The organism is Pseudomonas sp. S2_B10, assembly GCF_054668425.1.
In genome coordinates this window covers 58255-81351 of the sequence record NZ_CP162768.1, presented here as the reverse complement: position 1 = coordinate 81351, position 23097 = coordinate 58255, and the positions used below count along the sequence as shown (strand labels likewise).

Annotated in this window: 25 protein-coding genes and 1 pseudogene; 5 read left to right on the top strand and 21 right to left on the bottom strand. The window is 57.5% G+C overall.

The genetic code is table 11. From position 1 onward, the window contains the following. Window positions 1-17 precede the first annotated feature (17 nt). The 6 genes from AB4O45_RS00390 to AB4O45_RS00365 form a co-directional block, all read right to left on the bottom strand. Entirely contained in the window at window positions 18-821 is an 804-nt protein-coding gene (locus AB4O45_RS00390) for a DUF1206 domain-containing protein (protein ID WP_056786090.1), read from the bottom strand. 126 nt (window positions 822-947) lie between these two features. Beyond that, window positions 948-1253 (bottom strand): DUF6482 family protein, encoded by a 306-nt coding sequence (locus AB4O45_RS00385; protein WP_016774774.1) that lies wholly within the window; start codon window positions 1251-1253, stop codon window positions 948-950. Window positions 1254-1267: 14 nt separating this feature from the next. Beyond that, window positions 1268-1978, bottom strand: coding sequence for an SDR family oxidoreductase (locus tag AB4O45_RS00380; protein ID WP_460160910.1), 711 nt, complete (start codon window positions 1976-1978; stop codon window positions 1268-1270). After that, window positions 1975-2517 carry a DUF3833 domain-containing protein gene (locus AB4O45_RS00375; RefSeq protein WP_150635226.1) on the bottom strand — a complete coding sequence of 181 codons (543 nt, stop codon included), beginning with the start codon at window positions 2515-2517 and terminating at the stop codon, window positions 1975-1977. Before AB4O45_RS00375 ends, AB4O45_RS00380 begins: the two co-directional genes overlap by 4 nt. A 45-nt stretch (window positions 2518-2562) precedes the next feature. Continuing rightward, entirely contained in the window at window positions 2563-3120 is a 558-nt protein-coding gene (gene folE / locus AB4O45_RS00370) for a GTP cyclohydrolase I FolE (RefSeq protein WP_041480339.1), read from the bottom strand. Window positions 3121-3443: 323 nt separating this feature from the next. Next, complete coding sequence (locus AB4O45_RS00365) at window positions 3444-4199, bottom strand: bestrophin-like domain (RefSeq protein WP_460160909.1); 756 nt, start codon at window positions 4197-4199, stop codon at window positions 3444-3446. A 348-nt stretch (window positions 4200-4547) separates the two neighbouring features. On the opposite strand from AB4O45_RS00365, the gene AB4O45_RS00360 reads away from it, so the two are divergent. After that, window positions 4548-5540 (top strand): TerC family protein, encoded by a 993-nt coding sequence (locus AB4O45_RS00360; RefSeq protein WP_258706710.1) that lies wholly within the window; start codon window positions 4548-4550, stop codon window positions 5538-5540. Between the two features lie 215 nt (window positions 5541-5755). Beyond that, the gene (locus AB4O45_RS00355; protein WP_056786084.1) at window positions 5756-7210 is read left to right on the top strand and encodes a TrkH family potassium uptake protein; all 1455 of its coding nucleotides are present in this window, start codon (window positions 5756-5758) and stop codon (window positions 7208-7210) included. Window positions 7211-7268: 58 nt separating this feature from the next. Here AB4O45_RS00355 and AB4O45_RS00350 read toward each other — a convergent pair whose 3' ends face one another. After that, a complete protein-coding gene (locus AB4O45_RS00350; RefSeq protein ID WP_460160908.1) occupies window positions 7269-7754 on the bottom strand; it encodes a DUF6130 family protein in 486 nt (161 codons plus the stop codon). A gap of 409 nt (window positions 7755-8163) precedes the next feature. Between AB4O45_RS00350 and AB4O45_RS00345 the strand changes: the two genes are divergently transcribed. Beyond that, window positions 8164-8544: a hypothetical protein gene (locus tag AB4O45_RS00345; protein WP_095180041.1), complete on the top strand. Its 381-nt coding sequence runs from the start codon at window positions 8164-8166 to the stop codon at window positions 8542-8544. 72 nt (window positions 8545-8616) lie between these two features. Here the strand turns inward: AB4O45_RS00345 and AB4O45_RS00340 are convergent, their stop codons facing one another. The 4 genes from AB4O45_RS00340 to AB4O45_RS00325 all read right to left on the bottom strand — a co-directional run bounded on the left by AB4O45_RS00340 (window position 8617) and on the right by AB4O45_RS00325 (window position 13973). After that, the gene (locus AB4O45_RS00340; RefSeq protein ID WP_150742188.1) at window positions 8617-11007 is read right to left on the bottom strand and encodes a TonB-dependent siderophore receptor; all 2391 of its coding nucleotides are present in this window, start codon (window positions 11005-11007) and stop codon (window positions 8617-8619) included. 121 nt (window positions 11008-11128) lie between these two features. Next, window positions 11129-12109 carry a FecR domain-containing protein gene (locus AB4O45_RS00335; protein ID WP_460160907.1) on the bottom strand — a complete coding sequence of 327 codons (981 nt, stop codon included), beginning with the start codon at window positions 12107-12109 and terminating at the stop codon, window positions 11129-11131. Beyond that, entirely contained in the window at window positions 12096-12614 is a 519-nt protein-coding gene (locus AB4O45_RS00330; RefSeq protein ID WP_460160906.1) for a sigma-70 family RNA polymerase sigma factor, read from the bottom strand. The genes AB4O45_RS00335 and AB4O45_RS00330 overlap by 14 nt, the downstream gene beginning before the upstream one ends. A gap of 222 nt (window positions 12615-12836) precedes the next feature. Beyond that, a complete protein-coding gene (locus AB4O45_RS00325) occupies window positions 12837-13973 on the bottom strand; it encodes an NAD(P)/FAD-dependent oxidoreductase (protein WP_460161527.1) in 1137 nt (378 codons plus the stop codon). A 405-nt stretch (window positions 13974-14378) separates the two neighbouring features. On the opposite strand from AB4O45_RS00325, the gene AB4O45_RS00320 reads away from it, so the two are divergent. Continuing rightward, window positions 14379-15215: an MliC family protein gene (locus tag AB4O45_RS00320; RefSeq protein ID WP_460160905.1), complete on the top strand. Its 837-nt coding sequence runs from the start codon at window positions 14379-14381 to the stop codon at window positions 15213-15215. 273 nt (window positions 15216-15488) lie between these two features. Here the strand turns inward: AB4O45_RS00320 and AB4O45_RS00315 are convergent, their stop codons facing one another. Beyond that, entirely contained in the window at window positions 15489-16268 is a 780-nt protein-coding gene (locus tag AB4O45_RS00315; protein ID WP_460160904.1) for a zinc-binding dehydrogenase, read from the bottom strand. A 4-nt stretch (window positions 16269-16272) separates the two neighbouring features. Here AB4O45_RS00315 and AB4O45_RS00310 point away from each other — a divergent pair. Next, window positions 16273-16491 (top strand): annotated as a pseudogene (locus AB4O45_RS00310) (LysR substrate-binding domain-containing protein); the annotation flags it as partial. A 186-nt stretch (window positions 16492-16677) separates the two neighbouring features. Here AB4O45_RS00310 and AB4O45_RS00305 read toward each other — a convergent pair. The 9 genes from AB4O45_RS00305 to AB4O45_RS00265 form a co-directional block, all read right to left on the bottom strand. Further along, window positions 16678-17307 (bottom strand): cysteine hydrolase family protein, encoded by a 630-nt coding sequence (locus tag AB4O45_RS00305; RefSeq protein WP_460160903.1) that lies wholly within the window; start codon window positions 17305-17307, stop codon window positions 16678-16680. An 84-nt stretch (window positions 17308-17391) separates the two neighbouring features. Next, entirely contained in the window at window positions 17392-18420 is a 1029-nt protein-coding gene (locus tag AB4O45_RS00300) for a D-cysteine desulfhydrase family protein (RefSeq protein WP_310216019.1), read from the bottom strand. 97 nt (window positions 18421-18517) lie between these two features. Beyond that, a complete protein-coding gene (locus tag AB4O45_RS00295; protein ID WP_310216017.1) occupies window positions 18518-19174 on the bottom strand; it encodes a DsbA family oxidoreductase in 657 nt (218 codons plus the stop codon). After that, window positions 19171-19386, bottom strand: coding sequence for a tautomerase family protein (locus tag AB4O45_RS00290; RefSeq protein ID WP_016774741.1), 216 nt, complete (start codon window positions 19384-19386; stop codon window positions 19171-19173). Before AB4O45_RS00290 ends, AB4O45_RS00295 begins: the two co-directional genes overlap by 4 nt. A 212-nt stretch (window positions 19387-19598) precedes the next feature. Further along, window positions 19599-20066, bottom strand: coding sequence for an HvfA family oxazolone/thioamide-modified RiPP metallophore (locus AB4O45_RS00285; RefSeq protein ID WP_041480354.1), 468 nt, complete (start codon window positions 20064-20066; stop codon window positions 19599-19601). Window positions 20067-20318: 252 nt separating this feature from the next. Next, the gene (locus tag AB4O45_RS00280; RefSeq protein ID WP_095180032.1) at window positions 20319-21110 is read right to left on the bottom strand and encodes an HvfC family RiPP maturation protein; all 792 of its coding nucleotides are present in this window, start codon (window positions 21108-21110) and stop codon (window positions 20319-20321) included. Continuing rightward, on the bottom strand, window positions 21103-21987 hold the full coding sequence (locus tag AB4O45_RS00275; RefSeq protein WP_460160902.1) for an HvfB family MNIO-type RiPP peptide maturase: 885 nt from the start codon (window positions 21985-21987) through the stop codon (window positions 21103-21105). Before AB4O45_RS00275 ends, AB4O45_RS00280 begins: the two co-directional genes overlap by 8 nt. 111 nt (window positions 21988-22098) lie before the next feature. Continuing rightward, complete coding sequence (locus AB4O45_RS00270; protein WP_056786037.1) at window positions 22099-22518, bottom strand: organic hydroperoxide resistance protein; 420 nt, start codon at window positions 22516-22518, stop codon at window positions 22099-22101. A gap of 61 nt (window positions 22519-22579) precedes the next feature. Further along, a complete protein-coding gene (locus tag AB4O45_RS00265; protein WP_460160901.1) occupies window positions 22580-23095 on the bottom strand; it encodes an HvfX family Cu-binding RiPP maturation protein in 516 nt (171 codons plus the stop codon). Between the last annotated feature and the right edge of the window lie 2 nt (window positions 23096-23097).

Sequence of the window (23097 nt, the reverse complement as noted above, 5' to 3'; positions counted from 1 at the left end):
CCCCCTCGAATCGCCGCTTACAGCGGCACATCCATTTCGATCCGGCGCCAGGCCGCTTCGGAAAAGCTGTACACCGAAAACGCGATCAGCCCTAACGCCATCAGCATCAACAGCACGCCGCCTGCCGGCAGATTCTGCAAAGCATCCAGCGCTTCCTTCATGCCGGGTGGATTGGTTGCCTGGTAAACCGAGCCACTGACCGCCATCAACACTGCAATCTCGATAAACACCACGCCTCGGGCGATCAAGCCAAAGCGCGACACCGGGCGCACGTAACGCATCACTTCGTCATCCGCTTCGAAGTACTTCTCGAACGAGGCCTTCCAGCCTTTGATGATGTGGGCGATACCGACACCGAGCGGGATCAGCGCGATCAGGTAGATCAACAGGTTCGAATGCTCGAATGACAGCAGCTGCGCGAGCAGATCCTTGGTCTTGCCATCGCCGGAACCGCCGGAACTCCTGAGGCCACTCACCAACAGACCCAAGGCAAAGAAGGCCAGCGCCGCGTTGACCAGACCGCCGGCGAGCAAACCTGCGCGAATGACCAGGCCTTTGAACTCGCTGCCGTGGTGGTCGACATCGCGGATCGCTTGCAGCGCACGCCAGGCGGCGAAGGCCAGCAGGCCGGCGACCACAACACCGATCAGCACGTAGCCGAAGGGCTGGCTGAGCAACGCTTCGAGGCTTTTGTGACTGTCTTTCGGTTTGGTGGAGTCGTGCGCCGCCAGCAGCGCGAAGATGCCGATGATCAGATACAGAACGCCGCGCGCGGCGTATCCGCCTCGGGCAAGCAGGACAAGTGTGTGTTGAGTGGACATGGGATTTACTTCCAGGGAATCGATGTGAAGCAGACCCGTGGACGGGGCAGGGGTTCGATAAATGCGTCGCCCTTGGGCGACGCGCGCCTTATCAGCCTGCCATTCAGTGCTCGCCGCGCTTGAGCCTCATAAAGGCGTGGTCAGCGAAAACGGAATGCGCAGCTCTTCAACCGGCCCTGAATCCCGACCGCACATTTCGTCGTGCACGCATTGTTGCACCAGTACGCAGGGAAACGCCGGCACGGTCTGCAGCAAGTCGCGCAGGTGAGTGATCGAGCGCAGGTGCATTGGCTTGGCCGCGTCATCGAGCAAGGTGAATTGGCCCTGATCTACGCGAATTCTCGCCAGATAAAAACCACCTTCAAGTGACAGCAGCTCCAGTTCGCGAACTTCACTGTTGGCCGCACGTTCGGTGAGGGTTTGCAGATTCATGCTTCACTCCTTGCCTACCAGGGCAGGCGTTCTCCATCGTAGGCGAAGAAATGGCCGCTGTCGGCCGGCGTTAGCGTGTCAATCAGAGTCAGTAATTGCCCGGCGGCAATGTCTGCCGGGCGGGCGCTCGAGGCTCCGCGAAAAGGTTGCGACAACGGCGACACTACTGTGCCCGGGTGCAGACTGAGCAAGCGGCTCTGCGGGCGAGTGCGCGAAAGCTCGATGGCGGCGGTCTTGATCAGCATGTTCAGCGCAGCCTTGGAGGCGCGATAGGCGTACCAGCCGCCCAAACGGTTGTCGCCGATGCTGCCGACTTTTGCCGAAAGCATCGCCATCGCGCCTTGAGGTGCAAGCAATGGCAGAAAGTCGCGCAGCAGCAATGCAGGCCCCAGCGTGTTGACCTGGAACACGGCCTGCAGCGACTCGGCGTCGATCGCGCTGTAGCTTTTTTCCGGCTTGATCCGGTCACGATGGAGGAGGCCGGCCGCGTGAATGATCAGGTGAAAGGGTGCTTCGCCTGCCAGTTCAACGGCGGCGCTGGCGATCGTTTCGGGTTGCTCGAGGTCGAGCTTCGGCACAGTCTGGCGTCCCAGCGCACGGACGCTGGCGCAACGTGGATCCTGTTGCAGATGTTGGCAAAACGCCGTGCCGAGGGCGCCACTGGCGCCGATCACCAAGGCGCGATAACCGTCGCCGAACGAGGCCAGGGTCAACCCACTGCTCATGGGTTCGTCCCAGCGTTCTGGCGCCGGAAGAACACCGTCACCTGACCGACTTCGAAACCCCACTTGGACATACGGGTGCGGTTGATCAGCGTGTCCTCGTCGACCAGGTACATCCAGTCGTCCATGCTCATCTCGTAGGTCGAGTCGTCGACTGGCAGGTTCAGGCGATAACGCCAGTGGAAGGTGTTTCCAGCGATCTGGCCCTGAGCAACCCCGACCACATCGTGCGCGCGACCGCTCCACTGACCATTGCCCCCGGGAGTGAGGGTCCAGACTCGGCGTTCACGGGTGCCGTCGCTGTAACGGAAGCGCTCGTCGAGGATCAGGTTTTCACCTTCACGACGGCTGGCGATATCGACCTCGAAACGCTTGACCACTTCGCCGTTGCGCTTCTGGAACATCCCCCAGGCTTTGACGGGCTGGCTGAAAAACTGCTCCAGACTCAATGCAGGTTGCTGGTCAGCGTAACGAGCAACATCGACACTGCCGCAGCTTGCGATGCTGAGCGCCAGTCCTAACAGCAGCAGAAATCGGGTCATGTGCCTACTCCTTGAGCTTGTACAGGTAACAGATTATGTATAGGCCTAGCGCCGTCCGATGAGCTGGAGAAATTCCTGCCGCGTCGTCGAGCTGTCGCGAAAGGCACCGAGCATGACCGAGGAGGTCATGATCGAATTCTGCTTCTCGACGCCGCGCATCATCATGCACATGTGCCTGGCTTCAATGACCACCGCGACGCCGGCGGCATCGGTGATCTGCTGGATCGCCTGAGCAATCTGCCGAGTGAGGTTTTCCTGGATCTGCAGGCGCCGCGCGAACATGTCGACCACCCGCGCCACCTTCGACAGCCCCAACACCCGGCCAGTGGGGATATACGCCACATGCGCCTTGCCAATAAACGGCAGCATGTGATGCTCACACAGCGAATAAAGCTCGATGTCGCTGACGATCACCATTTCATCGCTCTGCGACTCGAAGAGCGCGCCATTGGTGACGTCTTCCAGGCTCATCCCGTAACCATTGCACAGGTATTGCATCGCCTTGGCGGCGCGCTGGGGCGTATCCAAAAGCCCCTCACGCTCGGGGTTTTCGCCGACGCCAACGAGGATTTCACGGTAATGGCTGGCTAATAGTGGGCTCATTCGGGTCACTCGTGGCGGTGCTGCGTGAGGGCCAATGTCTGGCGAAAAGGTTGTACGCATACAGGTTGCCTGTATAGGTTTTATTCAAGATAGGCCGAAAAAAATCAACTGACAATGAATCGGTGATTTTTTTGTGCGGGTTTGGGAGTTCAGGCAGGACAAACCTGCGCCAGGTTTGGTGAGCGGCTTGCTTGGCGCAGATGTGCTGGCATCTCGCCTGATAGCTACTCGGGATCGATAACTGCCGGTGGCGACTGGCAGCAATCGGCTACAAGCGTACTCCGCGTGATTCATCTTGAGGCCACGACTCAGAGCGCTAGCCCCTAGAGCCGCATTACCGCGAGTGCCCTGCGCAGGGGCTCGTCGAATATCTGGATAGGCCCGTGAAATGGTATGTCCATGTCCAAAACAAGGTACACGGAAGCTGCAATGAGCAATGACGAGATGATGAACATTCCTCTCACCATCGAATTACGGGGAGCGCGGTAGCCAAAACTGGCGAAGATGAGCGTCAACCAGGCTACAAGCATCCCGATAAGCGGGCCAGGAATCGCTCCCTCTGACTGTTCGACGATCCTCCAGCGTCGCTCGATGAGCGAATGATATTGCTGACGAATATCCTGAAGCATCGTTTCATGGTAGCGGTCCGCAGGCTTTATAAGGGCCAAAGACTTACCTATGTCATCCAGGTATTTAGCCGCCTCGCTGTTACGATGCTGCAGCGCCTCGTCTCCCCGATACGGGGTCTCGATAGCGCGCTCAAGATAGGTGATCAGACGATTTCGCGTGTCTTGCGCCGCATCGCCATAGCCCCGCAGTGTCCGATCAAAAATGATCATGCTGGTTGCATACCCATGGAAGTTCGCATCAATAGACTCAAAGGTGTTTTTGGCAGAATTGATCATCAAGCCAAAAACCAGCGAGGTCATCACCACAAAAATGTTGGCGACCAGACGAATCACGGAGTTGGTTTCGTCGTCCCTGTGTTGGGCTGCCAGCTTTGGGTACCACTGCATCATGAGAAGCGAGGCAGCGACGAGGCATCCGAAAATGGCCAGTGCTATCCATAGAGAGTTCATACAGCAGTGCCTCGATCAATGTGAGTCAAGTCTTGAAGGATAGACCGCCAGGTTCTTCGCGAATCCTGGTCGTCAGTTTGCAGGTCGGCAATGGCGCCAATATCGGTGTGAACGCCAGCGCTGATCACCGGAAGATTGTGATCGATCTCCGTACGTTCAGTTTCTGACGACAGGCAGTTCAACCTCTGACGAGGCTGCCATTGTGAAATAACTTGCAACTCTTGATCGATTGAGAAATCGCACACGGCTCTCTAAATTTTTCCTCACAACGCCGGGCCCCTCTGACAGCGAATCGCTGCCATGTCGGAGTTGCAGTTTGTACAACTTCGACACTAGAGGAGGGGGCTCATGACTGCCCTGGAACCGTTCTTTTTTGCCGAGTTTCTCGGCACCGCCACTTGGTTGTGGCTCGTTTTTGTCAGCATCGTTTTGGGCCTTTTGATCTTCGATCTTGGGGTGCTGCACCGTGAGCATCGAGAGATCGGCGTCCGTGAAAGCCTGCTGCTGTCTGCGGGCTATATTGCCGCCGGCTTGCTGTTCGGCTTTTGGGTCTGGCAGGTCAAGGGCGGTGATGCCGGGATGGATTTCTACACCGGCTTTCTGATTGAGAAATCGTTGTCGATGGACAACGTCTTCCTGATGGCGATGATCTTCAGCTTTCTCTCAATTCCGCGTAAGTATCAGCACGAGGTGCTGTTCTGGGGCATTCTCGGTGTAATAGTGCTGCGCGCTATCATGATTGGCCTGGGTGCAGCGCTGATCGCCGAGTTCAGCTGGATTCTGTATGTGTTCGGCATCTTCCTGCTGTTGACCGGGGTAAAGATGCTGTTCAGCAAGATCGATGCCCATCCGGACCTTAGCGAGAACCTGCTGGTGAAGTTCCTGCGCAAGCACATGCGCGTGACCGATCGCTTGCATGAAGGGCACTTCTTCGTTCGCCAGACCGATGCCAGTGGCAAGTCCGTGGTCTGGGCGACGCCGTTGTTCCTGGCCTTGGTGCTGATCGAGTGTGCCGACCTGGTATTCGCCGTCGACAGCGTGCCGGCGATCTTTGCCATCACCCAGGATCCGTTCATTGTCTACACCTCTAACATCTTCGCCATCCTCGGCCTACGTGCGCTGTATTTCGCTCTGGCGGCGATGATCCACCGCTTCGCCTACCTCAAGTACGCCCTGGCGCTGGTGCTGGTGTTTATCGGCGGCAAGATCTTCATGGTCGGCATCATCGGCAAGATTCCGGCAGTCCTGTCTCTGAGCGTGACGGTGACTTTGTTGCTTGGCGGTGTGCTGCTTTCGCTGTGGAAAACCCGCGGCAAGCACTCCGCTGGCCCGCGGGTTTGAACCAGGCAGGAGTCGGCCGCTAAACGAAATTCGCCAACCCGGCGTAAGCGCTGGGTTTGGCGATTTCTGCCTGTTGGGAGGGTTGTAATTGCCCCATGGCTACGACTTGGCTCCCGCAGCCTGACTGATTGCAGGTCAAAATTTTACGGAGAATTTACGCAGTCTTTATTGAGGGCATCCGATACTGCGCGGCGCTAATTTGGAACGCTATCGTGATGTCCCTCGCAGCAATTCGGCTTATCGGCTTCATCTTGGGTATTTTTCTGATCACCCTGGCGGTAAGCATGGCTATACCCATGTTCACGCTGGTGGTCCATGAGCGTAGCGACGATCTGTCGGCCTTTCTCTGGTCGAGTCTGATTACCTTCATCTGTGGTCTGCTGTTGATCGTGCGAGGGCGTCCGGAGACCGGCAATCTTCGGCCCAGGGACATGTACCTGCTGACTACCGCGAGCTGGGTTGTTGTGTGCGCCTTCGCAGCGTTACCCATGGTTTTCATCAGCGATATCAGCTACACCGATGCATTCTTTGAAACGATGTCGGGCATCACAACCACTGGCTCGACGGTACTCACCGGTCTGGATAGCGCCTCTCCCGGCTTGTTGATCTGGCGTTCCATGCTGCATTGGTTAGGCGGCATCGGTTTTATCGGCATGGCTGTCGCGATTCTTCCGCTCTTGCGAGTCGGCGGCATGCGTCTTTTCCAGACAGAGTCCTCGGACTGGTCGGAGAAAGTGACACCACGTTCTCATGTCGCAGCCAAGTACATCCTTTTGCTCTATCTAAGCCTGACGGGTATCGGCACCTTGGCGCTCTGGCTCGCAGGAATGACCCCATTCGAAGCGATCAACCACGCAATGTCGTTGATCTCTACTGGTGGGTTCTCGACGTCGGATTCCTCCCTCGGGCATTGGGAGCAGCCAGCAATTCACTGGGTGGCGGTGGTCATCATGATCCTGGGCAGCCTGCCATTCACCTTGTACGTCGCTACATGTCGAGGCAATCGGCGTGCGCTGATCAGGGACCACCAGGTACGCGGGTTTATTGGATTCCTGCTCGTCACATCGTTGGCGGTAGGTACCTGGCTGTATTTTCACAGCGACTACGGATGGTGGGACGCGTTTCGTATCGTGGCGGTCAATGTGACCTCGGTTGTCACGACCACTGGAATTGCGGTTGGCGACTACACCTTGTGGGGCAGCTTCGCTGTGTTGCTGTTTTTCTATCTGACCTTCGTCGGTGGCTGTTCCGGCTCAACGGCCGGCGGGCTGAAAATCTTCCGTTTTCAGGTGGCCGCCGCGCTTCTGGTCAGCAGCTTGAAGCAGTTGATCCACCCTCGCGCCGTGATTCAGAAAAAATACAACGGCCATCCCATCGATGAGGAAATCGTCCGCTCGCTGCTGACCTTCTCGTTTTTTTTCACCATCACGATTGCCGCCATCGCTTTGGGCCTGGCTCTGATCGGGCTTGATTGGATTACCGCCCTGAGCGGTGCCGCTACGGCGGTGTGTAACGTCGGCCCCGGCCTGGGCACCATTATTGGACCGGCAGGTAATTTCTCGTCACTGCCAGATGCGGCCAAATGGCTACTCACCGTTGGCATGCTGCTAGGCCGGTTGGAAATCCTGACGGTGTTGGTGCTCGTGACCCCGGTTTTCTGGAGATATTGAGCCAGGCAGTCGCTGGCAGGGACGTCGATCGTTGCCTGTTACGGTGATAGCACGGCGGTCATGGTTTTACCGCGTGATCATCGTCAGTACGGGGAGCGTCCATTGGTTTCTTCTCCGGTACTGTAAAACTCACTGTCGTACTGGTGATGATCTGGTGCGTCGGGTCGGCCACTTCCAAGAGAACCTTGTGAGCACCGGGCGTTAGCCCGACCAGGATAATCGGGTCTTCACTGGTGTGCGCCCACGTACCTTTCCAGTCATCGACGGTCACGTGAAGGTGACCTAAGCGTGGTGATACCTCAGCAGCCACTTTGCCAAATACCGGCATGATCCTGGCGTGCTCTGTTCGAAACTGGATGATGACCACTCCACGGGCGAGCGGCTCGGCAAGCGGCGGGTAGGCAATGAGTTTCGGCGCACTCTCGGATGCCAATGGCAGTATCGCCGGTGGAGAATCGCTGTCTGCTGCCCCTTGTGCGAGCACGGATGTGCAGAAGACGACACCCAAAGCCAGGGCCAATATTCTTCCGGGAGCGAGGGACATGATCTGGTTCTCCGCGTGATTTCATTCAAGCGTAGATCAACCTGGGTGTTGCCCGCTGCTCATTTGAAAATGGAATCATCCAACGTATCTCATCGATACTGACTGGCCGCTTCTGGCCGATCTCCGTGTCACGGATCGCCAAATACCCAAAAGCGGCCACCCTTGTGTTTGTGTACTATCTCAATTCGCTAGCGCCAGTGAACGAGGGTCTCGATACCCGCTTTGTCACCTTTATCTGATGACAGTCCAAGTCGACCTCTGCCGAATAAGCCCTGGGGAAAACGGGACCACCCAATCAGAAGCTGCTTTCGAACCATAGCTGTCGCTTAACAGCAAATCTGCCAAAATGTTTTCTAACAGGCTTGTCCTGAATCCATCGCAAAACCGAACTCACGAGTACTTTGATCATATGGCCACAGGTCTTAGTGATGCCGAGCTTGATTACGTACTGGGGATGATTGAGAAAGCCCCAAACACCGAATTAAATGTTATGTGTGAGCACCTGCAGATCGACAGCCGCGATCTTCTCAATCAGTTGGCGATCTCAGTGGCAAGACTGTTTATCACCGGCTGCCGCGATTTTCACTACTGTGATGAGGTGATGAATATTGTCATCAGCGATATCGTCGATCTGTCCTTGTACGCAGAGATGCCCGAGCCGGCATTTTCGATCTATCAGGCATTTGATGCGGGCGAGTATTGGCACAGCGGCGATGACCGGGAGGTATTCCCTTGGGAGAGGTGGACCCGTCCTGAGCTTGAGAGAATTTTGCGTGAGGTCGGCGGCTAACAACCAAGTCGAAGGTGCTCGCGGTAACGCGGGCACCGTTTTCTGTGTGGGGAAAAACGCTGACCCGCTTGCTTACCAGTTGTAGCTCAGTTTGGCGGTAATCTCGCGGCCCGGGTTGTAGAAGTTCGCCGTGCCGGAGCCGACCACGTGCTGCTCATCCAGCAGGTTGCTGACGTTCACCGCCAGGTCGGTGCCCTTGGCGATCTTGTAGTTGAAGGCGGCGTCGAACAGGGTAGTGCCATCGCTTTTGCCGGAGTTGGCTGCATCGAAGTAATAAGCGCCGACGTAGCGCGCACCCAGGCCCACGCTGACATCAGTGGCGGGTACGTCGTAGTAACTCCAGAGCGAAGCGGAATGCTTGGGTGCCGTGGCGAACTCGTTGCCCTTCAGGGAACTGCCGTCATACAACGAACCGCGCAGTACCTCGGACTCCATGTAGGAATAGCCACCGATCAGGCTGAGGTTCTGCGTCACCTGCGCTTTGGCCTCCAGGTCGAGGCCACGCGCCCTCGATTCGCCCACCGTCTGCTGCTCGATGATGCCGCTCGGCAGCACCACAGCGATGGTGACATTTTCCTGGGTCAGGTCGTACACGGCGGCGGAGAAAAGTGCATCCATCCCCATCGGCGCATACTTCACGCCGACTTCGTACTGCCTGCCTGTCTGCGGTGTCACGCCGACCTGCGGCGGCGAGACGGATTCGACCATGCTCACATAGGTGGAGACTTCATCGTTGACGATATAGGTCAACGCACCTCGGTAGGAGGTTTCGGAGAAGTTGTCTTTCTCGGTGGATTGCAAGCCTTTGCTGGTCAGGTCCATCGAGTCGTTGCGCACACCTCCGGTGACGATGAAACGCTCGTAGAACGACAGGTTCTGCTGAAGAAACACAGCCTTGGTGGTCGCGTCTCGCTTGTTGACGGCATACGGCGCGATTGAGCGTGGAACGCCAGTAAACACCGGGTTGGCAATGTCGATCGGGGTTGTCAGGGCGTAGACCGAGCTTTCCTTGGTGGTCGAATCGAGGTACTCCACGCCCACCAGACTGCTGCTGTCGATGTTCTCGAAGCGGGCATCGTATTGCAGCATCAGATTGCCGTTGAACTGGTCGGCTTCAGTGTCGGTTCCGAACAGGTAGCGATCGACGGTGGTACCGATACGTGCGGCGCTGTCGCTGAGGTACACGTAGCCAAAATCATCGGTCAACTTGCTGTAACGCAGATTGCTGCGCAGCACGAAGCCGTTGTCGAAATCATGGGTGACGTTACCGCTGAGGCTGGTGCGCTCGACATCGTGGAAGTTGTAGCTGGGCTCGCCATAAAACTTGCTGCGGTCGTATTCCCGATCCAGTGGATAGCCGCCGCTGTTGGGCGAACTTTCGGTTTTCAGGTAATCCAGAATCATCGTAGCCGATGTGTAATCCGTCGGTGCCCAGGTGAGGCCACCCATAAACAACTGGTTATCGTCCTGCGAGTGATCGTACTCGCGGTCGCTGTTCTGGCCTTTGGCAGTAAAACGGCCGGCCAGGGTTTTCTCGTCGTTCAGCGCATCGCCGACATCGATGCCGGTCTCGACATGGTCAAACGAACCGTAGGTCACATAGCCTTGGCCAAACTTCTCGAAGCGCGGCTGTTTGGTCACGAAATTTACCGAACCGCCCGGGTCCGCAGGGCCAAACAGCGTGGAGTTGGCGCCACGCAGAATCTCGATGCGCTCATAGGCGAATGGGTCTTCGCGTACGCCGCGCATCGAGCTGAGGGTCAAGCCGTCACGGTAGGTGGTGGCCTGGAAGCCGCGGATCTGGAAATAGTCGTTGCGATCATCCGTACCATAAAAGTCGCTGACCACGCCCGGCGTGTATTGCAGCGCTTCTTCCGTGGTGCTGACGCTGCGTTGCTGCATTTCCTTGTTGGTCACCACCGACACCGATGCCGGTGTATTGAGAATGCTGGTGGCCACCTTGCCGCCAACCCAGAGCTCCTTGGCGACCACGGAATTGGCGTCGTCGTCGGCACTGACCCGGACCTTGGCATTGATGATGAGCGGGGCGAGGCGGTAGTCCTCGACGGCCGTTGCGTCGAGTTCCAGCGGGCCGGCGGTTTTTGCTTGAGGGGTCAGCAGGTAAGCATTCGGGCCTTGCTGTTCGACCTGCAATTCGCTTCCCTGGAGCAGCGATGACAGCGCTGCCGATGTATCGAGCGAGCCATTCACGCCAGCAGTGGTGCGGTTCGCCACACTCGACGCGTCGAAGGAAAGGCTTATGCCAGCTTCGCGCGCAAAACGGTCAAGCGCCGGCGCCAGTGGGCCGGGGGCGATATTCCACTGTTTGACTTGATTGCTGTGATCAGCGCCCGAGGTTTGCGCCAGCGATGGCAATGCGTAGCTGCTCACGATCAAACCCAAGATCGCACCGTGCATGGCACGACTTAATGGATGGCGCTGTGAAACCGGGGACGAACTCATTTTCTCGCTCCAAGAAAGGACATCGGCAGACTGGCCTGTATTCCGGCCTTCCTTAGAGGTCGAACGAGAATGAGAAACCACCTCATTATTTTTCAGATAGCAGAAAAATATTCAGGTGGACTCAGGTGGCAGCGGTTACGGTCACCCAATAACGGGTTCGGTAATCAATGTGCAGGCGCAGTGACTGCGCGATCAATGCCAGGACCCGATCGTTGTCGGCGAGCTGGAAAGTGCCGGAAACGCGTCGATCAGCGACCTCTTCGGCGCAGCGCAAGACTCCGGGGCGATAACGCGACAACTCCGCGATGAAGTCCCCAAGGCGCATATGGTTCGCACTGATCACTCCGTCACCCCAACCCCATGGATCAAGGCCGTTGTCCCTGAACGTTCGGGTGCCGCTTGGGGTGAACAGCAGTTGGTTTCCTGCCAGGACGTTGCGGCTCGCAGGCGTTTGACTGGAGCCGGGGAACACCGTGACTGATCCTTCCTGGGCCGCGACCAGAGTGCCGTCGTCACGCTCGCGGACCAGAAAGCGCGAGCTGTGGGCTCGCATCATTCCGTCGCGTGATTGCACCCAGAGTGGTCGCGCTTGCGGCGAGTGTTGATCCGCACCGACATTCACGATGATTTCACCTTGGCGCAGGATGATCAGGCGCCGCTGGGCGTCGAAATCGCTGTCGACGGCGCTATCGCTATTGAGCTGGATTAGGCTGCCATCATCGAGTTGGAAACGTCGTTGCTCGCCGGTGCTGCTGCGCTGCTGTGCAAGCATGGAGGGCAGGGGGGTGTAGTCGCGGCCGAGCCAGGCTGCCGCGCCGACCGTCGCCAATACGCCCAGTAGCTTCAGGCTTTCCCGCCGGCGCATTCCATGCTGGGCACCCTTAAGGGTTTGTCGAGCCAGTTGAGCTGGCACGCCTTCGAATTCATCGCCAAGCGTTTCCACACGCTGCCACGCCAACGCATGCTCCGGGCGCTGCTGCAGCCAGCGCTCGAACGTGCGCTGTGTCTGTTCATCGGCTTGATTGAAGCGCAGGCGCACCAGCCATTGGATTGCCTGCTCGACAATGGCCGGATCCAGCGCCTCGGGCTCAGGCCTCGACATAACGCAAGCGATAGCAGTGTTGCAGGGCCGTGGCCAGGTCGCGCTCCACCGTCGCGCGGGAAACACCGAGCTTTTCGGCGATTTGCGCGCAGGTCAGACCGTCGAGTCGGGCAAATAAAAACGCCTGGCGTACTCTTGGTTTAAGCGAGTCGAGCAGACGGTCTATGCGCTCGAGCGCATCCAGAATCATCAGCCGGCTTTCTTCCGATGGAACCTCGTGTTGCGGCAGCAAGGTGATGCTTTCCAGGTAGGCACGTTCGAGTTCGCGACGACGATACTGATCAATCATCAACCCTCGGGCAATGCTGCTCAAATAAGCACGTGGTTCGCGCAGGGCGCCGGACTGATGACGGTGTTTGAGCACACGCACAAAGGTGTCCTGCGCCAGATCTGCGGCATTATCGCGACAGCCAATGCGACGGACCAGCCAGCCCTGTAACCACGAGAAGTGGGTGCGATAGAGCAGCCCTGGATCTGCAGTACCTAGTGGTTCGTCGCTACGCATCGGCATCCCGGGACATACATGATTGATAATGAATCGCATTCTACTCAGGCGTTGGGCCATCAGGCAAATACGTCGCGCGTAGTGTCTGTTTCGGGCGAAATGACGCCCCTGGTTTCTTGGACAGTTGGCCACAGTTCAGGCTGACGCGCCGATCCCGGTAATAGGCCCAGGCTGGGTTGCTGCGTTACTGGTCAGAGGTGCAGTCATTCTTGGTTTGTCCCTTCATCGCATCACCTTGGGTTCGAACGTCTGCTCTTGGCCGATTTCTGCCTCACAAGAGGCTCCCTCCGCTTGCAAAAATCGATCAGGCCGGCATGGGCAAAGGGCACTGGACACCTTGTCATCGATGATCTCCTCGCTGGCCAGACGTCCCACTATCGCCGCCAGAGTAATTCCAGGGTGCATTGCACAAACGTAGACGCCACCTACTTTGGGGAGATAACCGATGATGGGGATGCCATCGGCAGGCATGGGCCTGACGCCGACACAAGCCCGTTCCAGTTCTATGGAGACGACACCATGGAGTTCGTTCTGGATTGTCTTGGCAGTGCGAAGCGCTATCGCTGCCGGCTGATTTTCCACGGCATCGTTCAGATAATCTTCCGCCGCGAGCAACGCACCATCCGAACTTTGCCGCACTTCCATTTCAGGGCTGGATATGAGGGTGTGTACGAGGTCGGGTTGTGACTTGTAACGGATGAAAATGGCAGGGGAGGCCTCTATTGGCAGGGACACTCCAAGCATGTCTGTCAGTTTCGTGATGCCTGCCCCGGCTGCCAATACGACAATATCGGCATCGATGACGCCTTTGGTTGTTTCGATTCCTGTCACCGTTGCGCTCTGGGTTACAAAACCGAGCACTCGCGTCTGAGTGAGAATCTTCGCCCCATATGCCTGCGCACCTGCGATCAACGCATGCGTAGCTGCTACTGCGTCCAGCGCTCCTTCTTCAGCCGCATACAGAGCAGACTGGGGAGGGTTCTTGAGATTTGGTTCCAAGTCGAGAATCTGCGATCGAGACACCAGGTTTGCTGAAGCCTGGTGACCTGAGACTGGCAGTGCCTCAATCGCCAGCGCACTGTAAGACAAGGCGCCTGTCCATCTTATCTCCAGACCAGGTAGCTGCGTTTCGAGTCGGTGGTACTCCTTGATGGCAGAACCGCGCAGTTGCGCGATCGGGTCGGGTTCGGGGTGTGAGGCATTGAGCCAAGCGAATGAGCTGCCGGTCACTCCCGAAGCTATACCTTCAGCTTCTATCAAAGTGACATTCGCGCCTTTACCTGCCAAGTGATACGCCAATGACGCGCCAACGATGCCTGCACCAACGACAACGACTCGTTTGTCCTGACCATTTCCCATATCAACCTCCGTATTGTCGATGTGCCGATGGTACGGCAGCCGGATGATTTCATGACATGAGAACCTGATCGTTGAGCTTTTCAAGTGTCTGCTTCTGGCCGAATCCGACGACGGTGCCGCGCGACTGATCCACCCCGGTCCTTCACCCACGTGGAGGGCACCACCATGTACACAATCGCTAAATATCGACCTCAGCCATGGAATAAGGGGAAGCTCGTCGGCCAGAAAGCTCCGCTTCGAGTCAGGGATATCTGAGCCTTGAGGCAATCAATCTCCTTCCATCTACTTATGGCCGATGGATGTGGCTCATCAGGTGCTGCAATCACTATTGACTCACCGATCGCTAGCGGATGAGACCGGCTAAGATGAGTGGTTGGCGACTGCGTAAATCCAGGGAAACCGCACATGCGCAAATATTTGGTCTTGCTATTGATTGGCGTCACAGGCGTTGCGAAGGCGCAATCTCAATGCTCAAACACGTGGTATCAATCGGTCGATAAGGTTCTGCATTCGGCTGATATGCAAGGGCACGGACCGGATTTAGGTTCTGACGAATGGAAGTCAGTGATCGAGATAAAGTTGGGGGTTCAGGATGGGGCAGATGTCCCTGAGCGTAGCTCCGAGCAGTGGTGCAATTACATTGATCAGCAAATCAGTGCGATACAGTCGACCGGGGCGCGCACGGGAACATCGTCGGCTATCAGTTCGTCACCTGGTCCATCTTACGATTGCTCAAAGGCGGAGCCTGGCGGTATCGAAGCATTGATATGTAAAGACAAGGAATTATCTGCCCTCGATCGCAAACTCTCGGCAGTGTATGCCAGTGCGAGTATCAAGGCCGGCAACGAGCATCCTCCAATGCTCAAAGCAGAGCAGCGGGGGTGGATCAAGGGGCGGGACGATTGCTGGAAGAGTGATGACGTCGGTGCATGCCTGCGCATGGAATACCAGAACCGCATCGCTGAGTTGCAAGCACGGTACCGACTGATCTCTGGCACTGGGCCTGTCTTTTACGAATGCGACGGCATCCCTGCAAACGTGGTAACTGTCAGGTTCTTCGAAACTGATCCGCCGACATTAATAGCCGAGCGTGGCGACAGCGTATCGCTGATGTACCAGCAACTCAGTGGCATGGGCATCAAATACGTCGGGCGTAATGAATCGCTTTGGGAACATAAGGCCGAAGCCATCATCACTTGGGGATATGGTGCGCCCGAAGAGCAATGCAAAAGAAAACCTTGAGCAGCGGTTTATTCAGGCCAGGTAATTACAAATGGGTGAGAGGCCAGCTCTCATAGAACGAGCCGCCTACAGGGATCGGGTTGCCATCCATATGGTGTGCAGCCCATGCCAGTAGGTGTGCCATACGTTCGGCAGCAACTGGCGACAGCGTTTTGGGCTGGAGAAGACCATGGGGGCGGCAGCTCTTGGCCGAAAGCGGTTATTGCTGGGTGGCAACTAACGGCCAAAGGCAGACGCCTTTGGCCGTTTGCGTTCTGAAAGGATTACAAGAGGCTATGCACTCACAAACTCGATAACCGTCTTCCCCTTGCCGCGGCCTTCGGCGACTTGGCGAAATGCCTCGTTGACGTCTTGCGGCGCAAAGTGCTGTTGATCCACGCGGATCGTCAGTTGACCCGCATTGGCCAGCGCAGCGGCCTCGCGCAGGATAGCGCCGTGGTGTTCGCGTCCTTTGCCGGTGAGCAGTGGCGCTAGGGTGAAGACGCCCGAGTAGGTGGCACTTTTGAAAGATAACGGTGCCAGGCTGTGCTGGCCCCAACCCAGGCAGCTCAGCACGTGCCCGGTATAGGCTTTCACGGCTTTGAATGATGCATCCAGCGTGCCGCCGCCGACGGTGTCGTAGACAATGTCGAACCCTTCGCCGGCGGTGTAGTGCTCGACATAATCCTCAACGCTCTGTGCCTGATAGTCGATCGCTGTAGCCCCCAGCGAGCGTATGAAGTCGAGACTGCCCGCCGAACCGGTGGCGTAGACATCGGCACCGCGTGCCTTGGCCAGTTGCACAGCCACTTGGCCGACCCCGCCCGCGCCCCCATGAATCAGGACACGCTGACCGGAGCGGACATTGGCGTGATCGACCAGACCTTCCCACGCGGTGATGAATACCAAAGGCAATGCAGCCGCCTCACGCATGCTGAGGGTGTGTGGCTTGACCGCGATCAGGCGGGCATCCACGGCAATGTACTCGGCCATGGTGCCTTGGGCACCGCCGATCCCGCCGGGCATGCCGAAGACTTCCTGGCCCTGGGTGAACCCGTCGACTGCTTCGCCCACTTACAGCAGCGAGGCTATCCGCGAAATGGTGCTCTGCGGCCTGGGTATTTCCCTCTCACCGCAATGGCTGTTCACAGCTGACGTCGAGCAGGGCAGGGTGAGTACCGTACTCGACAGCTATCAGACCAGCGCGCTGCCTGTCAGCGCCGTACTCAGCCGCGAGCGACGACGTTCAGCGCGGACGATGGCGTTCATCGATTTTCTACGCGAGCAAATGTTGTAGAAGCGTTTCGCCGGGAAGACGGATCTACATCGACCATCAGCGAATTTTCCTGCCATTGAAGCCGACACGAACAGGTGGCTCAAGCTGATTTCTGCACAGCTCTTATTGGCGGTCGATCAAGCGCTGAGTTGTCCTTGGAGTGAGCGCGCTACGGCAAACTGGCGAAATCGGTGAGGTTCATCGCCGCTACCCCTGCGCTGCCAGCGCTTCAATCAATTCCTGGGTGGTGACGATTGAATGAGCGAAAGTCGGCCCGTTCAACTCGTGGGCGGCGTGCATCATTTCCGCACGGAAAGCGGCGGTCGCATCCCGCACCAGCGTGACGTGGTAGCCCAGTTCCGAGGCGTAGCGGGCGGTCGCTTCGATGCAGGTGTTGGCGAGCAGGCCGACGATGATGACGTGGGTGATGCCTTTCTGCTTCAGGCGAAAATCAAGGTCGGTATTGGCAAAGCCGCTGGAGCCCCAATGTTCCTGCACGACAATGTCGCCGTCCTTCGGCGCGAAATCGGGATGCCATTCGCCGCCCCATTCACCGCGTGCGAAGTGGTGCATGTGCATGATTTTGCACTGGGTCGGTGTTGGATGGTCCCAGCCTTCATAGTCGCCATGTTCCCAGCGGTGGTGCGGCACGATGACCACCGGAATGTTCTGCGCCCGTACGGCGCGATCGAGGGCTCGCAGGTTGTCGAGCAGCCCGACCTGCTCGGCAATCGGCTTGATCAAGGGGAAGACCTTGCCGTTTTCCGAGAGAAAATCGTTGTACGGATCGACCAGCAGATAAGCGGTGCGGTTCAGCGGATAAGGGGCGTTCGACATGACAATGTACTCCACGCAAGTTGAGTGACCGATGCCGTGGGCTCGCCCGGGCATCAGTTTTTTATGACGACGAAAAAGCTCAAGTCAGTTGAAGGCGCTGCGGTAGGCAAAAAGGCCAGGCAAGCCGCCGGTCATCACAAACAGCAGATTGCTGCCTGGCGGGTAGTCGCCCCGGCGCACGGCAGCGAGCAACCCGGCGAAGGCCTTGCCACCGTAGACCGGATCCGTCAGCAAGCCCTCAACGGAGGCCAGCAGTCGAACCGCTTCGAGCATCGATTCGGTGGGTGCGCCGTAGGCGTCGCCACGTTGACTGCCATCCACAGTGATTGCGCTTTGCAGAAGGGTTGCGGACGGGTCCAGGAGCTGCAAGGTTTCCCGAGTTTTTCCCAGGGTCGCGGCCGTGGCCTGCTCCTCAGTTGCCAACACCGAGTAGCCGATCACTTCGGTTGATGATCGAGCCAGTGCCAGACCCGCCTGCAGTCCTGAATGGGTCCCTGCGCTGCCGTTGGGGATGATGATCCGCTCGAATTGCACACCGAGCGCGTCTGCCTGGCGGAGGATCTCTCCCGCACAAGCGGCGTAGCCCAGACTGCCCCTGGGGCTGGAGCCGCCCAATGGTATGAGGAAGGGTTTTTTGCCTTGGCTTTTGAGCGCGCTGAGCAGTTCGCCAGCGTAGCTATCGGGCGTCAAACCGCGCGGCAGTCGATGAACCTTTGCGCCAAACAGGCCATCGAGCAATACGTTGCCGTTATGACAAAAATCATCATCGCTGCGCACCGCAGACGGAGTCAGAATAAGCTCGCAGGCCAAGCCGTGGCGGGCCGCGACGGCGGCGGTCAGCCTGGCGTGATTGGATTGAAAGCCGCCCCAGGTAACCAGTGTGTCCGCGCCTTCGGCCAATGCTTCGCCAAGCAAAAATTCGAGTTTGCGCAGTTTGTTGCCACCGCCGCCGAGGCCCATCAGGTCATCGCGTTTGACGTAGAGATCGCAGCCATGCAGCTCGGCGGCCCGGCTCAGACGGGACAGTTTCTGAATCGGTGTCGGGCCTTCCAGCAGCGCCACTCGGGGGTAAGCAGCCAGCGCAGTTTCCAGTTGATTCAAGTCGTGAGGCATGACGGTTCACTTGACGTTGATGGAAGGAAGTGGGGCGGTCACTTCAACAAGCCCCGGCGAAATGCTTAATAACTGAGATTGCAGTTAAGTCGCTTTGTCAGGCAGTGGCGGACTCTCGTGCGACTTGCCTGAGGATTTGTTCGTATTCCTTGACGGATAGCGATCCGGACACCAACTGACGGCCGTTCAGCACCATGGCCGGGACCGAGTTAATCCCGCGCTCAAGGTAAAAGCTCTCAAGTTCACGGACCTCGAGAGCGAACGCCTCGCTAGTCAAAATCTCGCGGGCGCGGGTGGTTGAAAGTCCCGCTTCACCGGCCAGGCGCACCAGTGTTTCGTGGTCGCTGGGGTTCTCGCCATTGGTGAAATAAGCCTCGATCAGGATTTTCTTCAGCGCGACCTGGCGGCCTTCCTGCACGGCCCAGAGCAGAAGGCGATGGGCATCGAAGGTGTTGTAGAAATGGCTGCGCTTTTCCAGGTCGAACTGAAAACCGATGGCATTGCCACGCGCGACGATCATTTCATTGCGCGTGGCGACTTCTTCGGCGCTGCGCCCGTATTTGCGCATCATGTGCTTGATGGCGTGCTCGCCCTCGGCCGGCATGTCCGGGTTCAATTCGAACGGCTTGAAGGTCAGTTCTACGGCAACCTCGCCGGCAACATTGGCGATGGCTTGTTCCAGCGCTGTGGCGCCGAGTGCGCACCAGGGGCACACGACATCCGACACAAAGTCGATACTGACGGGGAAAGTCATTTCTTCGACTCCGTCAGTTGTTGGCGGTACTCAGTGGTGGTAATTCCGGCATAGCCCCAGTTATCGGTGTCGACCTCTTCAATGACGATATGGGTGAGGTGCGGGTCCTTGTTGAGGACTGTTTGCATGGTTTTGGTGATCTCGGCGATGACTTGGGATTTCTGTTCTTTGGTAACGCCGTCGCGAGTGATACGAACGCTGATGAAAGGCATGGGATAAGTCTCCTGTAGGCGCCCCATCGATATGAAGAGGGGAGCAGTGGGATCGACTTTAGAGTGTTGCGTTCAGGGGATAAATCAGGGGCGGAGAACATCACTTATAACGCTGTGTAATCAATCCGCATTTAACATTGAGCGCTTTGCAGAAAGTAGATCGCCCTCCCTGGCTGCAGGCGCGGGGAGGGCGAATGCTACGGCGGGAGGAATCAGTTCTGCGCTTTGCTCATGCGGGTAAATAGCTCGGTGGGTACTTTCTTGCCATTGGAAATGTACTGGTTGGTTCTGAACTTGTAGACCTCACCTTCCGAAAGAAAACCATCGTGGTTGGTGTCCATCGCTTTGAATTCTTCACCGCCCTGAGGTGCCACAGCCAGCAGCTCTTTAAGAGAGACGAGGCCATCATGGTCGGTATCTGTGCGGGCGAAAGAGTCGTCCCCACATTTGCCTTCACCGCACTTGCCTTCGGCAGTAGCGGACTTGTCGCTGGCTTCGCTGGCGCCGCATTTGCCTTCGCCACACTTGCCTTCGCCGGTTTTATCGGCCGATGCCAGTTGGTAGCCTTGGGGCAATGGCTCAACAGCAAAAGCGGCAGACGATGCCAGGCTCATGCCACCGGCTAAAGCAATTGCGGCCAGGCCGAGACTGGTTTTGTTCGACATTGGTTTACGGTACATAGTGCTTCTCCAGATGCTTTGCGCGGCGAGGCCGCGATTCATGCCACAGGGCGGATAGACCCTCAAGGAAGCTCGAGGCGAAGGGCGCAAGCTTCGTCCACTTCGACAGAGCGACCTTATTCGGGCAGGCCTATTTAGCGGGAGTCATGTATCGGCGATGTATCGGCGAGCGGAGCATTTGTAAGCCAATCCCAAGACTTCGCGTTTGGGTACATAGAGATACAAAAACTGACCTCAGCCTTTGCGCGTCAGTCAGGACAACAGCTTTAAAACGGGTGTCGCTGCTACCCCGACGACAGCTTGCTCATGCAGCTTGCGCAGCAGCACCAGTGCGTCAGCAACGAAGCTGGTCACGTCTGATGCACCAGCCTCCGCAGCCAAAGCGTGCAACTGCGCTCGTCCATCCATGTCAGGGAAGTGCTCGATCCGCTGCAACAAACGGAACGCGAGAGGGCTGACCTGGGAGAATTGCACCTGGCCACTCGGCACACGGCTGATCAGCAGCAACGTCGGTTGTTCTGGCGGTTCAGAAGGCAAGTGGCCTGGGCCGAGACGATGTACGGCCCAGGTGTAAGCCAGCGGCCAGACGAGCGGGGAAAGCCTGAGGGGACGGTCGAGTAAATACGCCGCATCACTGGCTTTTAACGGCGCTGCGTCCAACTGTTGCAGCGCCATTTCCACCCATTCGTAATGAGCCAATTCAGGCAAGAACGGGTACCAGGGGTGTTCGTGACCGGGCGAGTCTTCCAGGCTCGCTACGAAGTCTACAAACTCACGAGCTATTTCTCCGAAGCGTGGCGTTTGCGCGCGGTAGTCACGCAAAAAACGCCGTACCAGCCCACGCCAACCGGCATCACCCAGCACGGCAATCAGCACCGGAAACGTTCCACCCAGCAACCCCAACAGATTGTTCAACACCAGGTTGAGGTAGACCTGCGCTCTTGCGGGATTCATCTGCGCAGGCGGCGCATAACTGTCCGGGTCACGCAGGTAACGGGTCAGCGCGAGCTGCTGACTGTGCAGACTTGAAGGGGAGTCAGCCATCGACAGTCACCCGCGCCAAAGCACCCGCGTCGCGTTGCAAGCGCTTGATGATGTTCAACTCAGCCACCAGTTCGTCGTAGGACGGAAAGTTGAAATCGCGCTCCAGCAGGGTTGGCTTCACGCCGAAAAGGTCATAAGCCTGCCCCAGCAATGACCAGACTACCGGTTTGACCGACGCACCATGGGTGTCGATGATCAGGTCCTCGGCTTCGTCGTAATGCCCAGCCACGTGCATGGCGACTACGCGTTCGGGTTCCAGGCCGGCGAGGAAAACCGCTGGATCAAAGCGGTGGTTGACTGAGTTGACGTACACATTGTTAACGTCGAGCAACAGGTCGCAATCGGCCTCGCGGAGCACTGCATTGGTAAAAGCAAGTTCGTCCATGTCCTGATGAGCAGCGGCGTAGTAAGAGACGTTCTCTACAGCAAGACGACGACCGAGAATGTCCTGCGCACGACGGATGCGCGCCGCAACGTGATGAACGGCCTCCTCAGTGAATGGCAACGGCAGCAGGTCGTATAAATGGCCATCGTCACTGCAGTAACTGAGGTGTTCGCTATAGAACGGCGCGTTGAAGCGATCGAGAAACCCGCGGACCTGCTCAAGAAAAGACTCGTCCAGCGGCGCACTGCCACCCAGTGACAGTGACAGGCCATGGCATGACAGCGGGTAGCGTTCAGCCAGCAATCGCAAGGCTTCACCATGAGCGCCGCCGATGCCGATCCAGTTCTCTGGAGCAACCTCTAGAAAATCGAAATCCCCGACTGGAGCGTCACGAAGCGTGTTGAGCAGCGCACGGCGCAACCCGAGCCCGACGGTCGCCGCAGGGGGAAGCTGTGGATCTAAATGCGTTGATGATGAAGTGTTCGTTTGCATGAGCTAAATACTCCGATTCGACGTCTGAAACCCCCGATCCACAGCACCTCCACGGTCACCGTTGGCAGCCGAGGGTGTGAATCGGGCGATTGAAACCCGCCACGGTTCTGCTCAAACGAGGTTGATCACCACGTTGATGTTGTTCCGCGTCGCTTTGGAGTACGGGCATGTCTGGTGTGCGGTATCGATCAGGTCTTGAGCGACGTTGCGATCCAGCCCGGGAAGGAAGACGTTGAGGCGAGCCTGGAGGAAATACGCACCATCTGTTGTGCCTAGATCCACTTCGGCGTCGACGGCAAGGTCACCCGGGAGGGTGACTTTCAGCTTGCTCGCCGCAATCCCCATCGCGCCGATAAAACAGGCCGACCAACCTGCGGCGAACAACTGCTCTGGGTTGGTACCGGCGCCAGAGGTGCCAGGCGATGACAGCTTTATATCCAGTCGGCCATCGTCACTGAGGGCGGTGCCATTGCGTCCACCCGAAGAGGTATGGACTTTGCCGGTGTACAGCACTTTATCAATATGGGTCATGGTGAAACTCCTGGTTAACTAGTGGGGGTTGAGAGCGATACCCTTGATGACGCGATAACACTCAGCGTGCATTCAAGCGCTCGAGATACCGATCGATGAATGCATCCAGGCTCAGCTTGCCGGCGCCTGTGAATACCAGTGGCAGAAGTGCGACGAGATAGATCAACGGCAGCTTGAAATTGCCGTAGCCTTTGTTGCTGATGGAGTACCCCATAGCCAGTTCACTCAACGTCGACCACTCTGCTGGCCAGTGAACTGCGGCAGTTGCCACGACGGTGACCACTATGAGGATCAGTGCCGAAAGACGTGTTCCCAGGCCTACAAGCAAAGCAATGGAACAGAGCAGCTCTGCCCACATGGATAACTGCCAATTGAACGTAGCCGGCAGCTGATTGAAGGGAAAAGGAAAGGCCCCTTGAATGCTGGGGAACCAGTTCTCACCGTTCCACTTTTCCCATCCCGCTTCAAAAAATTCCCAGGCCAGAAAAACGCGCAGGCTTAAAGGGGCGATCCAGTCCCCAGCGCGATCGAGATTAAGTTGCAGCCGATTCAAGACCGATGACGCGTTTGTTTGCATGG